The following is an 18,482-nucleotide window of genomic DNA, read 5'->3' on the forward strand; positions in this document are numbered from 1 at the left end:
CCCGGGGCCCGCCCTCGCTATGCGTCCAGCAGATCGCGAACCTGCTCCATCACACTGTCCACCGAGACGTCGGTCACCCACGACAGGTCGTGCGGGCAGCGCTCGGCACGCCGGTCCATGCCGTCGGCACCGCAGATCGGGCAGGCCGTGGTCCACGAGATCAGCGGCCGGTGCCTGTCCCTGCTGAGCGGCCCGAAGTTGATCAGGTTGCCACACCAGTAGACGGCGACCGTGGGCGTGCCGACGGCGGCGGCCAGGTGACGCGGGCCCGTGTCATTGGCGATCACCAGATCGCATCGCTCATAAAGCGCCGCCAGGCCGCCGATGCCGAGCGCGCCGACGACGGGGATCGCGGGCCGGCGCATCGCGCCGACCACGCCCATCACCAGGCCCTTCTCCTCCGGAGTGCCCGTGACGGCGACGGGGCGGTCGATCCCGTCGGCCACCTCGGCGAAGCGCTCCACCGGCCAGCGCCGGCGCGGGTCCCTCGCGCCCGGGTGCAGGGCCACCAGCCCTCGCGGCGGCTCGCCGAGCGCCCGGGCCAGCTCCGCCCGGTCGTCTCCGGTCACGGCCACCCGCGCCTCCAGGCCGTCCGCCACCGCGCCGACCAGCGCGGCCACCTGGAGGAAGCGCAGGGTCTCGTGGTGGTAGTCCGTGTACGGCACCCAGCGGTCCAGGCTCTCCGCCCCGGGAGCGCGCATTCCGGCCGTCACCCTGGCGCCCAGCCGGCGGATGAACGGGTTGGAGTAGCGCCCGCCGCCGTGGATCTGCACCGCCAGGTCGAACCGGCGCGCCCGCAGCCCCTCGCACAGCTCCTCCGGCGCCGGGTACCCGCCGTCCTGCGTCGACAAGCCCGTGATCTGCGGCAGCGCCACCACGTCGTCCACCGGCCCCGGGCGGCCCTCGAGGAACTCCGCGTGCCATGGGGTGCCGAGCAGAGTCAGGCGGGCGCCGGGATAAGCCCGTTTGAGCGCTTTCAGAGCGGGGACGGCCAGCAAGAAGTCGCCGAGCGCGTTGGCTCGTAGCACGGCGATCCGCTCGACCCTTTCGACCAGCCCAGATGTGGCTCGCATGGGCGCCCGGCTACCCAGGGAGGTCGGGCGTTTAACCTGCCGCGCCGCATCCTCACGTCCCACCGCACTTCGGCTGGGGTCCTTTTCAGGGTGGGAGGTCCCTCGGGGGGAAGCCGCCTCGTGGCGATGGGCGCGTAAACCTCCGCGGGGGAACCTCCGCGGGGGCGAGCGGTTGCGGATAAACCGGGTTTGAGCAGCGCTTTCTCAGGTATTCGCTCCACATGGGCACAGAGAGGACCATCAGCGCCGTGGTCGTCGGCGACGTCATGCTCGACTCCTGGTTGCGCTGCTCGGCCAAACGCCTGGCGCAGGAGGCGCCCGTGCCCGTGATGAGCCTGGAGGCCACCGAGGACGCGCCTGGCGGGGCCGCCAACACCGCCGCCAACCTCGTGGCCCTCGGCGCCCGCGTACGACTCCTGGGCGCCGTGGGCGACGACGCCTGCGGGGACAAGCTCGTGCAGTCGCTTCACCTGCTCGGCGTCGAGACGGACCTGGTGACCGTGCCGGGCCGGCGTACCACGCACAAGCGGCGGCTGGTCAGCGGCGGCCAGCTCACCGCCCGCTACGACGAGGGGGACCTCGGCGTGCTCCCCGAGCGGACCGAGCGGGAGCTGCTCGGACGGCTGGGCGAGGCCGTGCGCGGCGCCGACGTGGTGGTCGCGTGCGACTACGGCGGCGGCGTGTTCACCCCGGCCGTGCGCCGGGCGCTCACCGGGCTCCCTCTGCTGGTGGTGGACGCGCACGCGGTCGCGCCGTGGGGGGAATGCGCTCCCGCCGTCGTCCTGCCGAACTACGCCGAGGTCGTAAGCCTGCTGGGCGACGCGGACGAGCCGGCCGACCGCCTGGCGTACCTGTCGGCCCGCTCCGACCAGCTCATGGAGCTGACCCGCGCCGGGATGGTGGTGACCACGCTGGACGGCGAGGGCACGCTGCTGCACAGGAGCGGCCGCCCGCCGTACCGCACCTATGCCCGGCCAGTGCCCCAGCACATGGCCACGGGCGCGGGCGACACCTATACGGCCGCGTTCGCGCTCTGGCTGGCCGGCGGCGCGTCGCCGGAGGAGGCCGCGGAGGCGGGCCAGGCGGCGGCCGGTGTCGTCGTGTGCCGGCAGGGGACGGCCGTCTGCACCCGGTACGAGCTGCTGCGCGCCCTGCACCGCCACGAGGGCACGGTCCAGACGGCCGAGCGCCTGGCCCAGCTCCTGGACGAGCACCGGCGCAGGGGCGAGCGGGTGGTGTTCACCAACGGCTGCTTCGACGTGCTGCACCGGGGGCACGTGACGTACCTGGAGCAGGCGGGCCAGCTCGGCGACGTGCTGGTGGTGGCCGTCAACAGCGACGCCGGCGTGGCCAGGCTGAAGGGGCCGGGCCGCCCGCTCAATCCGTGCGAGGACCGCATGTCCGTGCTGGCGGCGTTGAACGACGTGGACTACGTGACGGAGTTCGACGAGGACACGCCCGAACGGCTGCTCAGGATGATCCGCCCCGAGCTCTACGTGAAAGGCGGCGACTACACCGCGGAGATGTTGCCCGAGGCGCCGCTGGTCCGCTCGCTGGGGGGCGAGGTGCGGGTGCTCGGCTACCTGTCCGACCACTCGACCACGGCCATCATCGGCCGCATGCGCTCGCTTCCCTGAAATGGCCGAGGCTCAGCGGGTTCGGCACGGGCACGCACCGCATGTCCCCGCCCGGGGCGTCCAGCCAGCGCAGCAGGAGGTTGGCCTTGGCCGGAACGTGCGTGGCGGACAGCAGGTCACGCAGCTGATCCGGATCGCCGTGGTCCTTGCCGCAGGCGGAGAACACCTCCCTGGCCCGCGCCCACAGCTCCCCTCGCAGTCCCGGATGGCGGTCCGCCAGAGCCCCTGCGATCTCGAAGAGGTTGTTGGTCACCAGGCAGTACACCAGCCGCTCCCACCCGTACGAGGCATCTATGCCCGGCAGCAGCGGGTGCCGCTCCGCGAGCAGCTTGATCCCCTCGTGGTCGCGGAAGACCGCCTGCGCGGGGCCGCCGTGCCCGTCCACCGCGATCAGCACGTTCTGCAGGTGGCATTCGAGCACGATCCCGTGGCGGAAGTAGGCGTGCAGGACCGGGGGCACCACGTGATCGAGGTAGCGCCCCCACCACGCGAGCGCCCGGTCCTCATCCAGCCCGTCGATCGGGTTGCCGGGGAAACCCTCGCTGATCCCCGCCGCCAGCAGCGCCGTCAGCCCCGGGCGCAGGTGTTCGCGCAGCCCGTCGCGGACGATGACCGCCAGCGCCTCTCCGCCGTCCCGGCCCAGCTCCGCGCTGCGGTAGCCGCGGTCGCGCAGGACGGCGGGGCGGGACACGTGCTCCGGCAGGTCGTCGAACGCGTGCCCCACGAGGTCGGCGACCGCGGCCAGCTTCTTCAGGTCGTGCAGCCACAGCCGCCGGATGTCGTTCGTGATCCGAACGTCCAGGCTGAACTTGCAGAACAGGTCAGGCTCCGGCAGGTACACCGTGCGAACCGACGAGGTCGGCCACGCCACGGCCTGCGTGACGCCCAGGTCGCGCAGCGGCGGACCGCCAAGCAGCTCCACCTGCCAGGGATGCGCGGGCAGCAGGGCCAGGCCGTCGCCCGGCGCCGGGCCCAGCCGGTCGAGCGCGCTCGCGTCCCCCTCCTCGACCAGCCGCTCCGCGGGCACGCCGAGCAGCGGCAGCGTGAAGCTCGCGTGCGCCTCCGGCGAGTACGGGAGCCAGCCTCCAGGATTCGCACCGCCGCGGGCCTTGGGCGCGGGGTGGTAGCGGTGGCCCGCGACGAGGGCCTGCTCGGAGCGCAGGTACGGGTCCGCGGGCGGCGTCGCGGTCCGCCTGGCGACCAGCAGGGCGGCCATGACGTCCCGGCTGTGCGCGATCTCCGCGGGCAACTCGTCGTTGGCCACCCCCGTGCCGGCGCGCAGCTCGGCGGCCGTCAGCGCGACCAGGTCGTCCAGCGACAGCGGGCACCAGCCGTCCGGCGTGTGGAGCGCGGGCCTGCCGGGGAACCGCCCGTCGTCGGCACGTAGGACGTGTCCGGTCGCGGGCAGCAGGAAAGCACCGTCCCACGCGGAACGGGCCACCTCGCGCATCAGGCAGTTGAGCAGTGCCGTCACCGCGAGGGCTGCGGCTTCTCTTCGTGCCTCCCGCGAGAGAGGGAGAAGGTCGTCGGTAGCTGTCATGGCGACCTTATCCATACCCTTTGTCCCCATTAGTGCCACAAGGGTAGCTATCAGGCTTGTTTCTGGGAAAGCTGGGAAATATGAGGCGCTGGGAGGCGGAGTTCGCGGCCGACCTGGCCCTCGTGCGCCCGGATCTGTCCGCCGCGTACATGGCGGCCCTCCCAGACGCGCGCGCCGCCGTCCTGGGCCGCCTCTGGCGCAGCCTCCTGTACGAGCCGCTCCCCGGTCTGCTGGGACCGCTTCCCGGCACGGCGGGCTCGCCCGCGGGGGCCTCGGAGTGTCCACGGGTCCAGATCCCGCTGGCGGACGGGCGCAGGCTCATGGGCCGGGCACGGGAGCCGTACGACCTCGGGGGCGAGCCCGCACTCTGGCTGAACGGCCACCCGTACACGCACCCGGCCGAGCTGCTGGCCGCTCTCGGCCTGCCGGGCACGGGCCCGCTGGTCGAGGACCTGGACAACAGCGTGGCCTCCCTGGCGCTGTCCCGCGCGGAACCGGCCCGCGCCCCGGCCACTCCCGAGGATCACGAGCAGAGCGTGGTGGACGGCCACCCCTACCACCCGGGTTGCCGCAGCCGTCCCGGCGTCTCCGTGGCCGAGCAGCTCGCGTACATGCCGGAGCACCGGCCGGTCGTCCACCTGGACCTGCTCGCGGTCCCCGCCGCGGACTGCCTGATCTCCGGCCCGTGGCCGGACTCCCTCATGGACGGCGACCGGCTCCTGCTCCCCGTGCATCCCTGGCAGAGCGCCCACGTCCTGCACCGCCTGGGCCTGCGCCCGCACGTCACCGGCGCCGTCCCGGCCCGTCCGCTCATGTCCGTACGCACCCTCGCCCCTCTCGACGGCGGCCCGCACATCAAGACGGCCTTCAGCACCCGGATGACGTCCGGCGTCAGGGACATCTCGCCCGGCTCGGTCCGCGACTGCGTCAACCTCTCGCACCTGCTCACCACCCTGTCCGCCCGGCAGGGGGGACGGCCGCGCATCGCCCGCTACCTGGCTGGGGCCGCCGCGAAGGTGAAGGGCAGGCACAGCCCCGACCTGGCGGCCATGCTGCGCGAGCCGACGGGGGCCGCCATCCCCGTCGCGGCGGTCACCCCCGCGATGGTCCGCGACCCGGTGGCGTGGCTGACCGCGTTCGCCCGGCTGGCCTTGAGGGACGCCCTGGGCCTGCTGGCGCTCGGCGTGGCGCTCGAGGCGCACGGCCAGAACCTGCTGGTGGAGCTCGACCGGGACGGCATGCCGTACCGGCTGGTCTACCGCGACCTGGCCGACGTCAGGATCAGCCCGGCCCGGCTCGCCCGCAACGGCATCGAACTCCCGCCGGTCAGCGTCAGGCTGCTCGCCGACGACCCCGAGATCCTGCACGCCAAGCTCTTCGGCGGGCTCGTGGGCACCACGTTCGGCAGCCTGATCGCGCTCCTCTGCCGCGGCGACCGGGCCGCCGAGTCGCGCCTCTGGGACGTCGTGGCCGCCGCGGCACGTGACGCGTTCGACGAGCTGCCCGGCGCCGAGGACCGCAAGGCGCTGTTCGGGACGCACATCACGGTCAAGGCCCACCTGCTCGCACGCCTGGAGGGCGCACCGCCCGGCGACAGCTGGACGACCTTGCGCAACCCCCTCGCCACCTGACTCCCGCGGCCCGGGGCGCGGAATCAGGGGGTCAGTTCGGCTACGGGGAGGCGGCGGAAGGCGATGATCTCGTACGGCCCGAAGTTGCCGGTCTCGAACAGCAGCCCCACCGTGTCCCCGTCCACCCTGACCAGGTCGGAGTAGGCGGCCGGCAGCCCCGACACCGTGTGCGCGACCCGCCAGGTCACCCCGAGGTCGCCGCTGGCCCGTACCGTCATCAACGCCCGGGCATCCGGGGCGGCGGGCCCGGAGAACAGCAGCACGTCCGGCGACGAGCACCACAGCGCGCTCCCCTCCACCACCGGTCCGGCCAGCCCCGCCTGGGGGCGGAAGGGCTGGTCCAGCGTCTGCCCGCCGTCGGAGGAGTACGCGTCGGCCCTGGTGCCGGGCGCGGTGGAGTCGGTGCGGGCGTTGACGTAGAGGCGCCCGTCCGGCAGTTCGGTGGCCGTGGTCTCGTTGACGTTGACGTACCCGTCGGGGTTGTCGTCGACGTATCCGATGTGCCACGTCTGGCCGCCGTCGTCGCTCAGCAGCGCATGACCGCCGTCGTACTTGCCCTCGGTCCCGTTGTCGGACCCGGCGGGCGGCAGCGAGTGGTTGCCGGGCACCACGATCCGCCCGGCGTGCGGGCCGTGCCGCAGCTCGACCGCGTGCCCGGGAGCGGTCGCGTACCAGCGCCACTCGGCGCGCTTCACGCTGCCGGTGATCTCGCGAGGCGCCGGCCAGGTGACCCCGTCGTCCGAGCTGACCTGGACGAACACCCGCCGCCCGTCAGCCGCGGACACCTGGCCGCGCCTGATCTTGTCTTCCGTGACCGACGGGCCCTGCCTGACGTGGACGAGCACGATCCGGCCGTCGGCCAGCGCGACGGCCGCCGGGTTGCCCGCGGTGCCCCGGCGCGGCTCCGTGGCGACCACCTGCAGGGCGCCCCACGTCCTGCCGCCGTCCGTGGACCGCTTGAGCACGATGTCGATGTGGCCGGAGTCCCCGGCCGAGACGTACCGCCCCTCCGCGAACGCCAGCACCGTGCCCGCCCCGGTCACCACCGCCGCGGGGATCCGGTACGTGTGATAACCATCCGTCCGCTGCCGGTACGGCACCGACGTCGGGTAACGATCAACCATGTGGGCACGTTACGACCCCTGGGTGAACGCAGCGTGACGTTCCCTGCCCCCTCCCGCGAACGGCACGCGAGCCGCCGCGTCGCGACGAGGTGGGAGCTCCGGCATGAAAGAGTGCATTTCACAGGCGAGTGCTTCTGGAGGCAGGGTGGCTGACGAGTTCGACGTCATCGTGATCGGCGCCGGTCCCGCCGGCGAGAACGTCGTGGACCGGGCAGTGCGCGGCGGACTGACCGCGGCGATCGTCGAGGAGCGGCTGGCCGGCGGCGAGTGCGCCTACTGGGCGTGCGTCCCGAGCAAGGCGCTGCTGCGACCGGTCGATCTGGCGGGCGAGGTGGCGCGGGCCCCAGGGCTGTCGCTCGGGCCCGTCGACGTGGCCGCCGTGCTGGCCCGGCGCGACGAGGCCATCTCGCACTTCGACGACTCCGGCCAGGTGCGGTGGATCGAGGGTGTGCCGGCCGAGTTCGTACGTGGGCGCGGGCGGCTCGACGGCCCCAAGCGCGTACGCGTCACCACCGAGGACGGCGGCGAACGCGTACTGACGGCCCGGCAGGCCGTCGTGCTGGCCACCGGCAGCACGCCCGCCATACCGCCCACCCCTGGGCTGGCCGAGGCGGAGCCCTGGACCAGCCACGACGTGACCGTGACCAACTCCATCCCCGACCGCCTGGCCGTGCTCGGCGGCGGCGTGGTCGCCTGTGAGATGGCCCAGGCCATGCACGGGCTCGGCGCGCGGCAGACCACCGTGCTGGTGCGCGGCGGCGGGCTGCTGGGCAGGATGGAGCCGTTCGCGGGAGAGATGCTGGCCGAGTCGTTCGCGGAGTCGGGCATCGAGGTTCGCACCCACGTGGAGGTCGTCGGGGTCGAGCGCCCGGAGCGCGGCGGAAAGGTGACGGTGCACCTGTCCGAAGGGCCGCCGCTGGAGGCCGACGAGCTGCTGGTGGCGACCGGCCGCCGGCCCGCGACCCGCGACCTCGGGCTCAGCACGGTAGGCCTGCCCAACGGCGAGTACGTCGAGGTGGACGACAGCATGCGGGCCACCGCGATCTCCGACGGCTGGCTGTACGCCGTGGGCGACGTCAACGGGCGCGCGCTCCTCACCCACATGGGCAAGTACCAGGCCAGGATCTGCGGTGACGTGATCGCCGCGCGGGCCCGCGGTGACGAGCTGTCCGCGATGCGGGATCTGGCGGACGCGTACGGCGCCCCGCAGGTCGTCTTCACCGATCCGCAGATCTGCGCGGTCGGCCGGACCGAGGCGGTGGCTCGTGCCGACGGGTTCCGGGTGCGCGTGGTCGACTACGACATGGGGGCGGTCAGCGGGGGATACCTGATGGGCGAGGGCTACCGCGGCCGGGCCAGGGCCGTGGTGGACGAGGACAGGAAGGTGCTTCTCGGCGTCACGTTCGCCGCGCCGGGCGCGTCCGACCTGCTGCACTCCGCCACGATCGCCGTGACGGCCGAAGTGCCGCTCGACCGTCTCTGGCACGCGGTCCCGTCCTTCCCGACGGTGAGCGAGGTGTGGCTGCGGCTGCTGGAGGCCTACGGGTTGTGATCTCTTCCGGCCGCCGCCTCGGATTCGCGCGAGGCGGCGGCCGCTGCCGACTGCAGCATCAGCTCGGCCACCGTCTCCTCGACGCTCCCCCGCAGCTCCACATGTGACAGCAGATCGGTCAGCCGCAGCACCGACAGCAGGTGGCTGGAGGGCCGCACCAGGATGATGCGGCCGCTTCTCTCCTCCTCCATCCGCTGCATGGCCATCGCGAGCACCCCGATGACCGACGAATCGAAGAAGTCCAGATCAGCCAGGTCGAGCACCAGGACGGGCCCCTCCGACCAGTCCCACACGGCGTTGATGCAGGCGCTGAACCGGACCCGGCCCGCGTGGTCGAGCTCGCCCTTGGCGCGCAGCACCGTGCAATGAAGATGCCGGATCGTCTCGATTCGCAAGCCGCTGGTCACACAGGAAAACTGCCCGCTGTGCGGCGTTATCACAGGCAATTGGCATTTTTCCGACCACATTAAGCCTCTCGGCCCCCAGGCTTACCAAGCGGTCCATCGAGCAACTTGCGCAATATCGTGGCGAGCGTCTCGGTGTCCTCGCTGGTGAGGGGGGAGGCCAGACGGGCCAGGTTCGCGGCGTGCTCGGTGAGCGTCTCGTCGATGATCCGCAGGCCCTCATCGGTCAGCCGGACGCGGAAGCTCCGCCGGTCGGCGGGGTCGAGGCTGCGCTCGACCAGCCCCGCCGCCTCCAGCCGGTCGAGCCGGTTGGTCATGCCGGCTCGCGACATCATCAGCACCGCGGACAGCTCCGACGGAATCAGCGTGTACGGTGGCCCGGCCCGGCGCAGCGCGGCCAGCACGTCGAACTCACCCTGCCGCAGCCCGCGCTTGGTGAAGACCTGGTCGACCTGCGGCTCCAGGACCCTCATCACCTGTGCGAGCCGGCCGAAGACGCCCATCGCCGACAGGTCGAGATCCGGCCGCTCGCGCCGCCACTGCTCGAGGATCCCGTCGACAGCGTCGCCCATGACACCGCATCTTACGTACTAGTGCGTCGCGGCCGACTCCAGCGTGGGCATGGCGCCAAGGCAGGAACCCATGATCACCAGATACGGCGAGTTCTTGGCACTGGGCAGCATGAGCTCGGTCACGTTGCCGTCCACCCGCTCCTCGGGCCCGCCCATGTTCCCGTCCCTGATGCTGAACACGCGCTTCACGGGCGGCGCCGCCATGCCCAGCAGCTTTCTGGTGGCGTGGCGCATCCAGCGCAGTTCGCTGTTGACCCGCCGCCACGTCGCGGGGATGACGCTCGCGGGCTCCGCCTTGGTGCCCAGCCTGAACGTTATGCGGCCGCTCGACCCGAACGTGTCCTTCAGCACCGGGTTGACCACGAACATGCCCGTGCGCAGCACACGTGCGCCCTGCCGGTTGAAGTTGACCAGGCCGCCCGCGCTGATCAGCGAGGACTGCTCACAGCGGAGGCCGTCGAGCGTGTCGGGGTCGAAGTCCGCCGGCGGCGGCTCCTCGAACACCACCTTGTTCAGCCGTACCCCGGCCACCCCGTCGGGCATGACGCGCCCCCGAACGGCCTGGCGTAGCTCCCCGGAAACCCCGTCGCCCTCCGTGATGTCGAGCAGTTCGACGCAGATCAGCCCGTCGTCGGGGATCTCCTCCGGCGACAGGTCGAAGGTCACCCGGGCGTGCGCCCGCTTCCCCTTGAGCAGCACGCACTGGCGCAGCTGCCCCTGAGAGCGGACCTGCACCAGCCGGGGCAGCAAGCTCGCGGCCTCGGCCTGGCCATCGTGCCAGCCGATCACGGACCGCTCGTCCAGCGACAGCGACAGCAGCACCCGCAGCGAGCGCCCCTGCGCGGAGACCTTGAACCCCGCCAGCCCCGAGGTCTCGAACCTGCCCAGGATCTGGGTGCCCCGGTGAAAGTTGTCGGTCACCTGCAGCGCGGAGATCTGGCCGTTGTTGATGTGTACGGGCGGGATGGCGGGAAGAATCAGCTGGTCGAGCTCGGTAGCGGGTCCTGGGCTGGTCATGGGGTGCTCCTGGTGACGAACGGCCCTTCCGGGTCGGGAAACTCCTGGTGATGATCTGCTCGTCCGACTCGGCGAAACCGGTCGTGGGCGCTCCTGATGTACGGCCCCGCCGGGTCGTGGAAGTCGAAACGGGTGAGCATGGGTTCGCGCCGGTCCCACATGCGTGCGACCGCGCTGTAGAGGGGATCGCCGTCGCGCTCCACGTGCCACAGGTTGACGGCGAGCGCCCGCGCGTAATCGGCGCCGTGCTCCCAGTGCGGCAGGAGCCCGGTGGGCACGTCCGCGCCGCAGCGGCGCAGCCAGAGCCACAGGCGGGCGCGCTCGCGCTGCTCCGGCTCGAGGATGGACTCCCCCTTGTCGTGCTTGGCGATGGCCTCGTCGAGCAGCACGCGGATGTCCGACGGCTGCCGTGCGACGTGCGTGGCGCGGCAGGCTCTCCCCACCGACCAGCCTGCCTGGACGACGGGGATGCCGAACGCGGGCAGATCGCTGTCGCCGAACGCGACGCCCGCGTCCGTCATGCTCCAGAGCAGGTTCGCGGACAGGTCGCCGTCCACGCGCCTGATCCGGGAATGCGTTCTGGGGACGGGGTCGAGGAACAGCCAGTTCGCCGACACGTCCGACGCGGCGTACTCCACCGTCGACTCGAACAGGTCCGTGTCCTGCTCCGGCGTGTGGCCGAAGACCGTGATCGTCGGCCGGTCGGGATCGAGCCCCAGACGGGCGCAGCCGTAGTGGCGGAGCTGGCGGCGCTCGGTGTCGGTGCGGACCTGGTAGCCGCTCTTCGCCCGCCAGGCCGTCCGCTCCGCGTCGGGCGCGATCACGTGCCTGTGCGGCCAGACGTGCCGCTCGAAGAACGCGCCGACCCTGGCGGGCAACTCATCGTGGAACGAGCAGGGGCCCTGATCAGGGAAGATCGCGTACGCCTTCAGCGACCCCTTCCCGTGAACGTGCACGACAGGGATGTCCCTGGGCACGTCGAGATCGACCCTGCTGGTGACCAGCGCGGCCGGCGGCACCCGCGGCGCCCCGTCCGCCTCGGCCCCGAACACGTCGGCCAGCCTGCGCCACTCCGGATCGACCAGCGCGAACAGCCGCGCGGACAGCAGCTCGCAGACCGCGTTCGCCACCATGAGCGTGCGTACCACGACCCGGATGTCCTGGTCGAACGCCTCCGCCACGACGCAGCTGTCGCCGCCCGGACTCTCGCCCCAGTATGTTCTGGCGGCGGCGAGCAGCCGATCGAAGTGCTCGCCATCCCCGACACGTCGCATAAGACCTCCCACCACGACCGGTAGGAACCCGACATTGCCAGAGCAGCCAACGCCCGACCGCACGTCAACACGCTTTCTTTGACGAAAACTGAAGATCGCCACAGCCTTCACACAGGCCCCAGGCGGCCCGAACTTCGGTTAAACGGCCAGAGACGGAGAAAACCCGCTTGCCGCGCGAACAAACCGGCCCCGGGCGGGGTCCAAGGTTTTACATAGAGCACGTCATGGCGGGGTTTAGGATGCACCGTATTGCCACGAGGGGGAGGTTTTACCACCATGGGTTCCCGTATGTCGAGTATCGCGCGCCTGACCGGGGCCGCGGTCGCGGCCGGTGTGGTGGCCGCGGCCATCGCGCTACCCGCGGTCGGGGGGACGGGAGCGATGTTCGTCTCGGCATCGGAGGACCTCGGTATCAAACCGCAGGAGCTCCAGGAGCCGCCCCTCGCGGAGAGGACGACGGTGCTCGACTCCAAGGGCGACACGATCGCGACCTTCTATGAGGAGTACCGCCAGAACGTCGGGCTCGACAAGATCGCCGACGTCATGAAGACGGCGATCATCTCGATCGAGGACTACCGCTACTACGAGCACGGCCCGATCGACATCGAGGGCACCGTGCGCGCCCTGGCCAAGAACCTCAGCTCGGGCGGCATCTCCCAGGGTGGCTCGTCCATCACCCAGCAGTACGTGAAGCAGGTGCTGCTCAACTCGGGCACCACCAAGAAGGAGAAGAACGCGGCCCTCGAGGCCAGCTACGCGCGTAAGCTCAACGAGCTGCGGTACGCGATGGCCATCGAGCAGAAGTACACCAAAGACCAGATCCTCGAGAAATATCTGAACATCGTGTACTTCGGCGCCCGCGCCTACGGCATCGAAGCGGCCGCCAAGCGCTTCTTCGGGGTGACCGCCGCCGAGCTGACCCTGCCCCAGGCCGCCACCTTGGCCGGCGCCGTGCAGGACCCGCTCCAGACCGACCCCAGCCGGGGCAAGGAGTACAGGGCCCGGCTGCTGGCCCGGCGCAACGTCGTGCTCGACAGGATGGCCGAGCTCAAGAAGATCACGCCGGAGGAGGCCACCGCGGCCAAGGCCACCAAGCTCGGCTACAAGGGCACCCCGCTGCCCGGCGGCTGCGAGGCCAGCGACTACCCGTACTTCTGCATGTACGTCCGCAACGAGATCCTCAGCAACCCGGACTTCGGCAAGACGAAGAAGGCCAGGACCCAGTTCCTCAACCGGGGCGGCCTGACCATCCAGACCACGCTCGACCCGAAGATGCAGGCGGCCGCCGAGCAGGCCATCAAGAAGCACGTGCACCCGTCGGACAACCCGGTCGCCTCCGAGGCCCTGGTGAAGCCCGGCACGGGTGAGATCAAGGCCATGGCCGCCAGCCGCAACTACGGCATCTCCAAGCGCAAGAACGAGATGTCGTACAACGTGGTCGCGGACGCGGTGCACGGCGGCGGCATCGGCTTCCAGGCCGGTTCGACGTTCAAGACGTTCACCCTGCTCACGGCCCTCAAGCAGGGCATGAAGATCAACGACGGCTTCACGGTCGGCAGCGGATTCCGCGCCCCCTACTACTCCTCGTTCAAGAACTGCAAGGGCGAGAACATCGGCGACCCCTCCGCCACCATCACCAACGACGAGGGCGGCGGCGGCTTCAAGTCGCTGGCCACCGGCACATGGGGCTCGGTCAACACCTTCTTCATGACGCTGGAGCAGAAGGTCGGCCTCTGCAACGTGATCAAGACGGCCCAGTCACTGGGCATCAAGCGGGCCGACGGCAACCCGCTGCGGGAGTTCGAGACGTTCACGCTCGGCATCAACGAGATGGACCCGGTGACCGTCGCCACCGCCTACGCCGCGATCGGCGCCCGCGGCAAGTACTGCGCGCCCATGGCCATCACCTCGATCAAGGACCGCGACGGCAAGGTCACCAACTACAAGCCCAAGTGCAAGCAGGCGATCGACCCCGAGGTGACGGACGCCGCGGCGAACATCCTGTCCGGCGTGTTCACCAAGGGCACCATGCGCGGCGTCGGCGGCATCGGCCGCCCGGCGGCGGGCAAGACCGGCACCACGGACGCCCAGTCCACCGCCTGGTTCGCCGGCTTCACCCCCGACCTGGCGGGCGCGGTCAGCATCGGCGACCCGCGCGGCGCGGTCAGCTACAAGCTGAACAACATCACCATCGGCGGCCGGTACTACGGCTCGGTCTTCGGGGCCTCCATTCCCGGGCCGATCTGGAAGGACACCATGCTGTCGGCGCTGAAGGGCATCCCGGCGACCGACTTCACGCCGGTGAACAGCTCCCGCTTCGGCGGCTGCGGCCAGAGCTGCCAGCCTCAGCGGCGGGTCGAGCCCGACGACCGGGGCGACCGCAACCCGAGCGACTGGCTGACCGACACGACACTGCCCCGCTGATCCCCGGCGGGGGAAAACTGGGAAAACTCAGAAACCCCTGCCGGTTACCAATGCCTCTAGCTGAGCAAATTCGGAGTGCGTCCGCACAATGGGACGCACTCCCTGCAAAGGCCCTATTAACAGCGCCGAAACATTGGTACCGTGGGAGCGCTCCCAGGATCTTTTTCCGCGAGGTGCTCCATGACCGAGCAGCCCACACTGGCACAGGTGGCGGCCGCTGCAGGGGTTTCCCCCGCGACCGCATCTCGAGTCCTCACGGGCTCGGTGCGGGTCAGTACCTCGACCCGCCGGCAAGTCTACGACGCCGTGTCCCGCATGGGATACGTGCGCCAACGCGCCCCTCGGGGAACGGCCGCCAAGACCATCGCCGACGGCGTCACGGCAGTGATCTGCGACCACCTCCCCCGCCTCTTCTCCGAGCCGTACTACGCCAGGCTCCTGTCCGCGGCGGGTGCCGTGATCGCCGAGCACGGCACCCACCTCATGGTGACCACCGTCACTCCCACGTCATCCACCCTGCCCGTGCTGTCGGGCGCGGTGCTCATCGTGGGCGCCAGAGAGCGACATCCTCTGGCGATCAAGTTATCCACCTCGGGCGTCCCCGTGCGCAACATCGGCCGCCCGCCTCACGACCTCAAGCTCCCGTACGCCGACGTGGACAACCTCGACGGCGGCCGCCAGGCAGCCGAGCACTTCCTGCTGTCCGGCCGCCGCAACGTCGCCGCCATCGGCGGACCACCGTCCTTACCCGGCGTCCGCGACCGCCTGGAGGGCCTGGTACGCACACTCCAGGCGGCGGGCCTCCCCGACGTGCCCGTGGCGTACGGCGACTTCACCGCGGCCTCCGGCACCCACGCCATGCAGTGGCTGTTACGCCACGCCCCCGGGTTGGACGCCGTCTTCGTGGCATCCGACCTGATGGCGGCGGGCGCGATCCAGGCACTGCGCAGGGCCGGGCGCAAAGTGCCCGCGGACGTCGCGGTGATCGGATTCGACGACGCACCGGTCGCCAGGCACACCGTTCCCACCCTGACCACCATCCGCCAGCCCGTCGAGGAGCTCGCCACGGTCGCCACTCGGCTGCTCCTGACGGGGGCCGCGGGAATCGACCCCGTACTCCCCACGGAACTGGTCATCCGTGAGTCGGCTTGAGCCGGGGGATGTGCTGGCCCGCAGGTATCTGCTGCTGGATCCGCTGGCCCGCGGGGGGATGTCGGTCATCTGGCGTGCCTTCGACCAGTCACTGCACCGGATGATCGCCGTCAAGGTGCTCACCGCCTCACTCCACGCCGGCGACGGCGAACGGGTCAGCGCACGCAGCGAGGCCCGCGCCGCCGCCAGGTTCATCCATCCCGACTCCATCGAGATCTACGACTACGGCGAGACCGTCACCACGAACGGCGGCGTCGCGGCCTACGTGGTGATGCCGCTGCTCGACGGCACACCGCTGGCCGAGCGCATCGAGCAGGGCCCTCTGCCGTGGGCCGAGGCCGCGGCCATCGCGCTACGGCTGGCCCGGGTCCTGATGGCCGGGCATGCCCGCGGCCTGGTCCACCGGGACGTCACGGCCGAGAACGTCCTGCTCACCGCCGACGGCCCCAAGCTGCTCGACTTCGGCATAGCGGCCTGGGCCGGAGATCCCGACGACGATCGCGGCACCCCTCCCTACGTCGCCCCCGAGCGGCTGCTCGGCGCGCCGACCCACCCCGCGGTCGACGTGTACGCCTTGGGCGTGCTGCTGCACGCCATGCTCACCGGGCGCACGCCGTACCCGGGGACGACGTGGGAGGAGGTCGAGGCGGCCCACAGGATGTATCCCACGCCCCGTGTCCCCGGCGTGCCGCACTCCGTGGCCTCGCTCACCCAGCGCTGCCTGGCGCGCCGGCCGGACTCGCGGCCGGCCGCGGCCGAGATCGTCTCGGCGCTGACGTCCGCGCTCGGCACGGCGACACTGGGCCGGCATGTGAGGCGCGGCCTCACGGTCGCGGGATCGGCGGCCATCGCGCTCTCCGCCCTGCTGTGGTTCCAGCAGAGGGGGCTCCAGGAACTCGAGCGCGCGGTCATGCCGTCGCCGACGGCCAGGCTCGTCGAGAGCACCCCGTCCGCGACGGTCACCGTGGACCAGGCCGTGGACGACTTCAAGACCGTGCTGGAGGCCAAGACACCGTGTGGCGCGACCGACGCCGACGTCGTGCTGGACCTCAAGCAGGTGCTGCACGCCGCGGTGTCGCCGCACGGCCCGTCGACGTCGACGACGGCCGGCCTGCGCAGGAAGCTCTCCGACCGCATGGCCGAGGGCCGGCTCGCGCCCGCCTGCCTGAGCGAGCTGCAGGCCAGGCTCGACGACATCGACGCCGCGCTTCACGGGGATTGATGAGGGGTACGGCAGCACCGGCCGCACCCCTCGAAACGCGAGCCGCACCCCTCGCAAGCACGACCCACGCCATATCCCTGAGTGGGAGCGCTCCCAAGCATAGAGCACCATAACCAAGATCGACTGAAAGTTTCACAGAGCGTTGTCGGAGCCGTGCGAGGCATGATTCAATGCGCTCGCCGGGCGGGCAGGTCGTGGGCAGGTTTCCTCTGTCATCAGCGCAAGGGAATCCCCCATGAGGTTATTCAAGTCGGCGGCGATCACCGCCGTCACGGTACTGATCGCGACTGTCCTGATGGTGCCCATGCAGGCACAGGCGCACGGAGTGTCGATGTTCCCCGGCGCCAGGACGTTCCTGTGCTGGCAGGACGGCCTGCGGGAGAACGGCCAGATCATCCCCTACAACCCCGCGTGCGCGGCGGCCGTCGCACAGAGCGGCCCGACCCCCCTCTACAACTGGTTCGCGGTGCTGCGCTCCGACGGCGCGGGCCGGACCTCCGGATTCATCCCCGACGGCCAGCTCTGCAGCGGCGGCACCGGCGGGCCCTACGACTTCACGGCCTACAACGCTGTGCGCAACGACTGGCCGGTGACCCACCTGACCTCGGGCGCGTCCATCCAGATGCGGCACAGCAACTGGGCCAAGCACCCCGGCGCCTTCAACTACTACATCACCAAGAACGGCTGGAACCCGGACGGGCCGCTGAAGTGGTCTGATCTGGAGCCGTTCGGCAGCGCCACGAACCCGCCCGACACCGGCCCCGCGGGCGCGCTCAACTACTACTACTGGAACGCCCAGCTCCCGTCCGGCAAGACCGGCCGGCACATCATCTTCACGCACTGGATCCGCTCCGACAGCAACGAGAACTTCTACAGCTGCTCCGACGTCGTCTTCGACGGCGGCAACGGCGAGGTCACCGGCGTCGGCCCGGGCCAGAGCACGCCGCCCCCCAACACCTCGACCCCGCCCCCGCCGACCGGCGCCTGCACGGCGACCTGGAAGGCCACCGACAACGGCTGGGCCGGCCACTTCCAGGGCGAGGTGACCGTGAAGAACACGGGCACCTCCTCGATGAACGGCTGGACCGTCAAGTGGACCTACTCCGGCGGCCAGGGCTTCGACGGCTCGCCGTGGAACGGCGTGCTGTCCGGGCAGCCGCCCAACGTGGTGGTCAAGAACGCCACCTACAACGGGCAGCTCGCGCCGAACGCGACGACCTCGTTCGGCTTCAACGCCACCGGCTCCATCCCCAACCCGGCCCCGGCCCTGACCTGCACCAGCCCGTGATCAAGTCACGTCGCGGGCTTGCCGCGGCAATCGTCACCCTGGCCAGCCTGACCCTGGCCGGGGTGATGTTTTTCGCCCGGCAGCCGTCGTCGCAGCTGTACAAGGAGCTCGCCGCCCAGGTGACTCTGGCACTCGAGCAGTCCTCGCTCGACGAGCACCACGCGCACGGCCACGACTTCGACTCGCGCGTCGTGTGCGCCGTGGAGACCTTCGGGACCGATCCGCCGAACGCCACCTCCGTCGTGGAGGTGAAGTGGGTGTACGCGCGCCACATGTGCGCGGTCACCGGCGCGGGCACCGACTGGGCGACCTCCGTGCGGGCCTCCGGCCCGATCGCCGTCCGCATCGGCATCCCTCCCGTGGTCCAGGTGCCGGAGCCGGGCATGGGGTATCCGGACCGGGTCAGGCGGCTCATCCCCGCGCGCTACCAGGATGAGGCCTTCGCCGAGTTCGACGACGAGGACGCGATCGACGCGGCCCGCCAGCGGTTCACCGAGATCAAGAAAGCGCAGGCCAAATAACACGCGACGGCTCCCCAGCGACCGAGCCGCCTCCACGGAGTGGAGGCCATA

General features: G+C 71.0%; 15 protein-coding genes. 8 read left to right on the forward strand and 7 right to left on the reverse strand.

The genetic code is table 11. From position 1 onward, the window contains the following. Positions 1-17 precede the first annotated feature (17 nt). Positions 18-1,073, reverse strand: coding sequence for a glycosyltransferase family 9 protein (locus AB0J09_RS02315; RefSeq protein ID WP_360683747.1), 1,056 nt, complete (start codon positions 1,071-1,073; stop codon positions 18-20). Positions 1,074-1,294: 221 nt separating this feature from the next. On the opposite strand from AB0J09_RS02315, the gene rfaE2 reads away from it, so the two are divergent. Continuing rightward, positions 1,295-2,710, forward strand: coding sequence for a D-glycero-beta-D-manno-heptose 1-phosphate adenylyltransferase (rfaE2, locus tag AB0J09_RS02320; protein WP_360683750.1), 1,416 nt, complete (start codon positions 1,295-1,297; stop codon positions 2,708-2,710). Here rfaE2 and AB0J09_RS02325 read toward each other — a convergent pair. Beyond that, positions 2,682-4,250 carry an IucA/IucC family C-terminal-domain containing protein gene (locus tag AB0J09_RS02325; RefSeq protein ID WP_360683753.1) on the reverse strand — a complete coding sequence of 523 codons (1,569 nt, stop codon included), beginning with the start codon at positions 4,248-4,250 and terminating at the stop codon, positions 2,682-2,684. The genes rfaE2 and AB0J09_RS02325 overlap by 29 nt on opposite strands. Before the next feature lie 80 nt (positions 4,251-4,330). Between AB0J09_RS02325 and AB0J09_RS02330 the strand changes: the two genes are divergently transcribed. After that, positions 4,331-5,881 (forward strand): IucA/IucC family protein, encoded by a 1,551-nt coding sequence (locus AB0J09_RS02330; RefSeq protein ID WP_360683756.1) that lies wholly within the window; start codon positions 4,331-4,333, stop codon positions 5,879-5,881. Between the two features lie 23 nt (positions 5,882-5,904). Here the strand turns inward: AB0J09_RS02330 and AB0J09_RS02335 are convergent, their stop codons facing one another. Beyond that, positions 5,905-7,005 carry a sialidase family protein gene (locus tag AB0J09_RS02335; RefSeq protein WP_360683759.1) on the reverse strand — a complete coding sequence of 367 codons (1,101 nt, stop codon included), beginning with the start codon at positions 7,003-7,005 and terminating at the stop codon, positions 5,905-5,907. Positions 7,006-7,150: 145 nt separating this feature from the next. Here AB0J09_RS02335 and AB0J09_RS02340 point away from each other — a divergent pair, with 145 nt between their 5' ends. After that, positions 7,151-8,557 carry an NAD(P)/FAD-dependent oxidoreductase gene (locus AB0J09_RS02340; protein ID WP_360683762.1) on the forward strand — a complete coding sequence of 469 codons (1,407 nt, stop codon included), beginning with the start codon at positions 7,151-7,153 and terminating at the stop codon, positions 8,555-8,557. Here the strand turns inward: AB0J09_RS02340 and AB0J09_RS02345 are convergent. From AB0J09_RS02345 to AB0J09_RS02360, 4 genes are all read right to left on the reverse strand, one after another. Then, positions 8,545-8,952: an STAS domain-containing protein gene (locus AB0J09_RS02345; protein WP_360683765.1), complete on the reverse strand. Its 408-nt coding sequence runs from the start codon at positions 8,950-8,952 to the stop codon at positions 8,545-8,547. The genes AB0J09_RS02340 and AB0J09_RS02345 overlap by 13 nt on opposite strands. A gap of 71 nt (positions 8,953-9,023) precedes the next feature. Then, the gene (locus tag AB0J09_RS02350; RefSeq protein WP_360683768.1) at positions 9,024-9,533 is read right to left on the reverse strand and encodes a MarR family transcriptional regulator; all 510 of its coding nucleotides are present in this window, start codon (positions 9,531-9,533) and stop codon (positions 9,024-9,026) included. 18 nt (positions 9,534-9,551) lie between these two features. After that, on the reverse strand, positions 9,552-10,550 hold the full coding sequence (locus tag AB0J09_RS02355; protein ID WP_360683771.1) for a hypothetical protein: 999 nt from the start codon (positions 10,548-10,550) through the stop codon (positions 9,552-9,554). Continuing rightward, the gene (locus AB0J09_RS02360; RefSeq protein ID WP_360683774.1) at positions 10,547-11,824 is read right to left on the reverse strand and encodes a hypothetical protein; all 1,278 of its coding nucleotides are present in this window, start codon (positions 11,822-11,824) and stop codon (positions 10,547-10,549) included. Before AB0J09_RS02360 ends, AB0J09_RS02355 begins: the two co-directional genes overlap by 4 nt. 288 nt (positions 11,825-12,112) lie before the next feature. Between AB0J09_RS02360 and AB0J09_RS02365 the strand changes: the two genes are divergently transcribed. The 5 genes from AB0J09_RS02365 to AB0J09_RS02385 all read left to right on the forward strand — a co-directional run bounded on the left by AB0J09_RS02365 (position 12,113) and on the right by AB0J09_RS02385 (position 18,431). Then, positions 12,113-14,248, forward strand: coding sequence for a transglycosylase domain-containing protein (locus tag AB0J09_RS02365; RefSeq protein ID WP_360683777.1), 2,136 nt, complete (start codon positions 12,113-12,115; stop codon positions 14,246-14,248). Positions 14,249-14,428: 180 nt separating this feature from the next. Next, positions 14,429-15,400, forward strand: a complete 972-nt coding sequence (locus tag AB0J09_RS02370) for a LacI family DNA-binding transcriptional regulator (protein ID WP_360683780.1) — start codon at positions 14,429-14,431, stop codon at positions 15,398-15,400. Then, positions 15,387-16,622 (forward strand): serine/threonine-protein kinase, encoded by a 1,236-nt coding sequence (locus AB0J09_RS02375; RefSeq protein ID WP_360683783.1) that lies wholly within the window; start codon positions 15,387-15,389, stop codon positions 16,620-16,622. Before AB0J09_RS02370 ends, AB0J09_RS02375 begins: the two co-directional genes overlap by 14 nt. A gap of 235 nt (positions 16,623-16,857) precedes the next feature. Continuing rightward, a complete protein-coding gene (locus AB0J09_RS02380) occupies positions 16,858-17,910 on the forward strand; it encodes a lytic polysaccharide monooxygenase (protein ID WP_360683785.1) in 1,053 nt (350 codons plus the stop codon). Beyond that, positions 17,907-18,431, forward strand: coding sequence for a hypothetical protein (locus tag AB0J09_RS02385; RefSeq protein ID WP_360683788.1), 525 nt, complete (start codon positions 17,907-17,909; stop codon positions 18,429-18,431). The genes AB0J09_RS02380 and AB0J09_RS02385 overlap by 4 nt, the downstream gene beginning before the upstream one ends. The last annotated feature ends 51 nt before the right edge of the window (positions 18,432-18,482 follow it).

It is taken from the genome of Nonomuraea sp. NPDC049784 (assembly GCF_040659615.1).
Taxonomy (GTDB): domain Bacteria; phylum Actinomycetota; class Actinomycetes; order Streptosporangiales; family Streptosporangiaceae; genus Nonomuraea.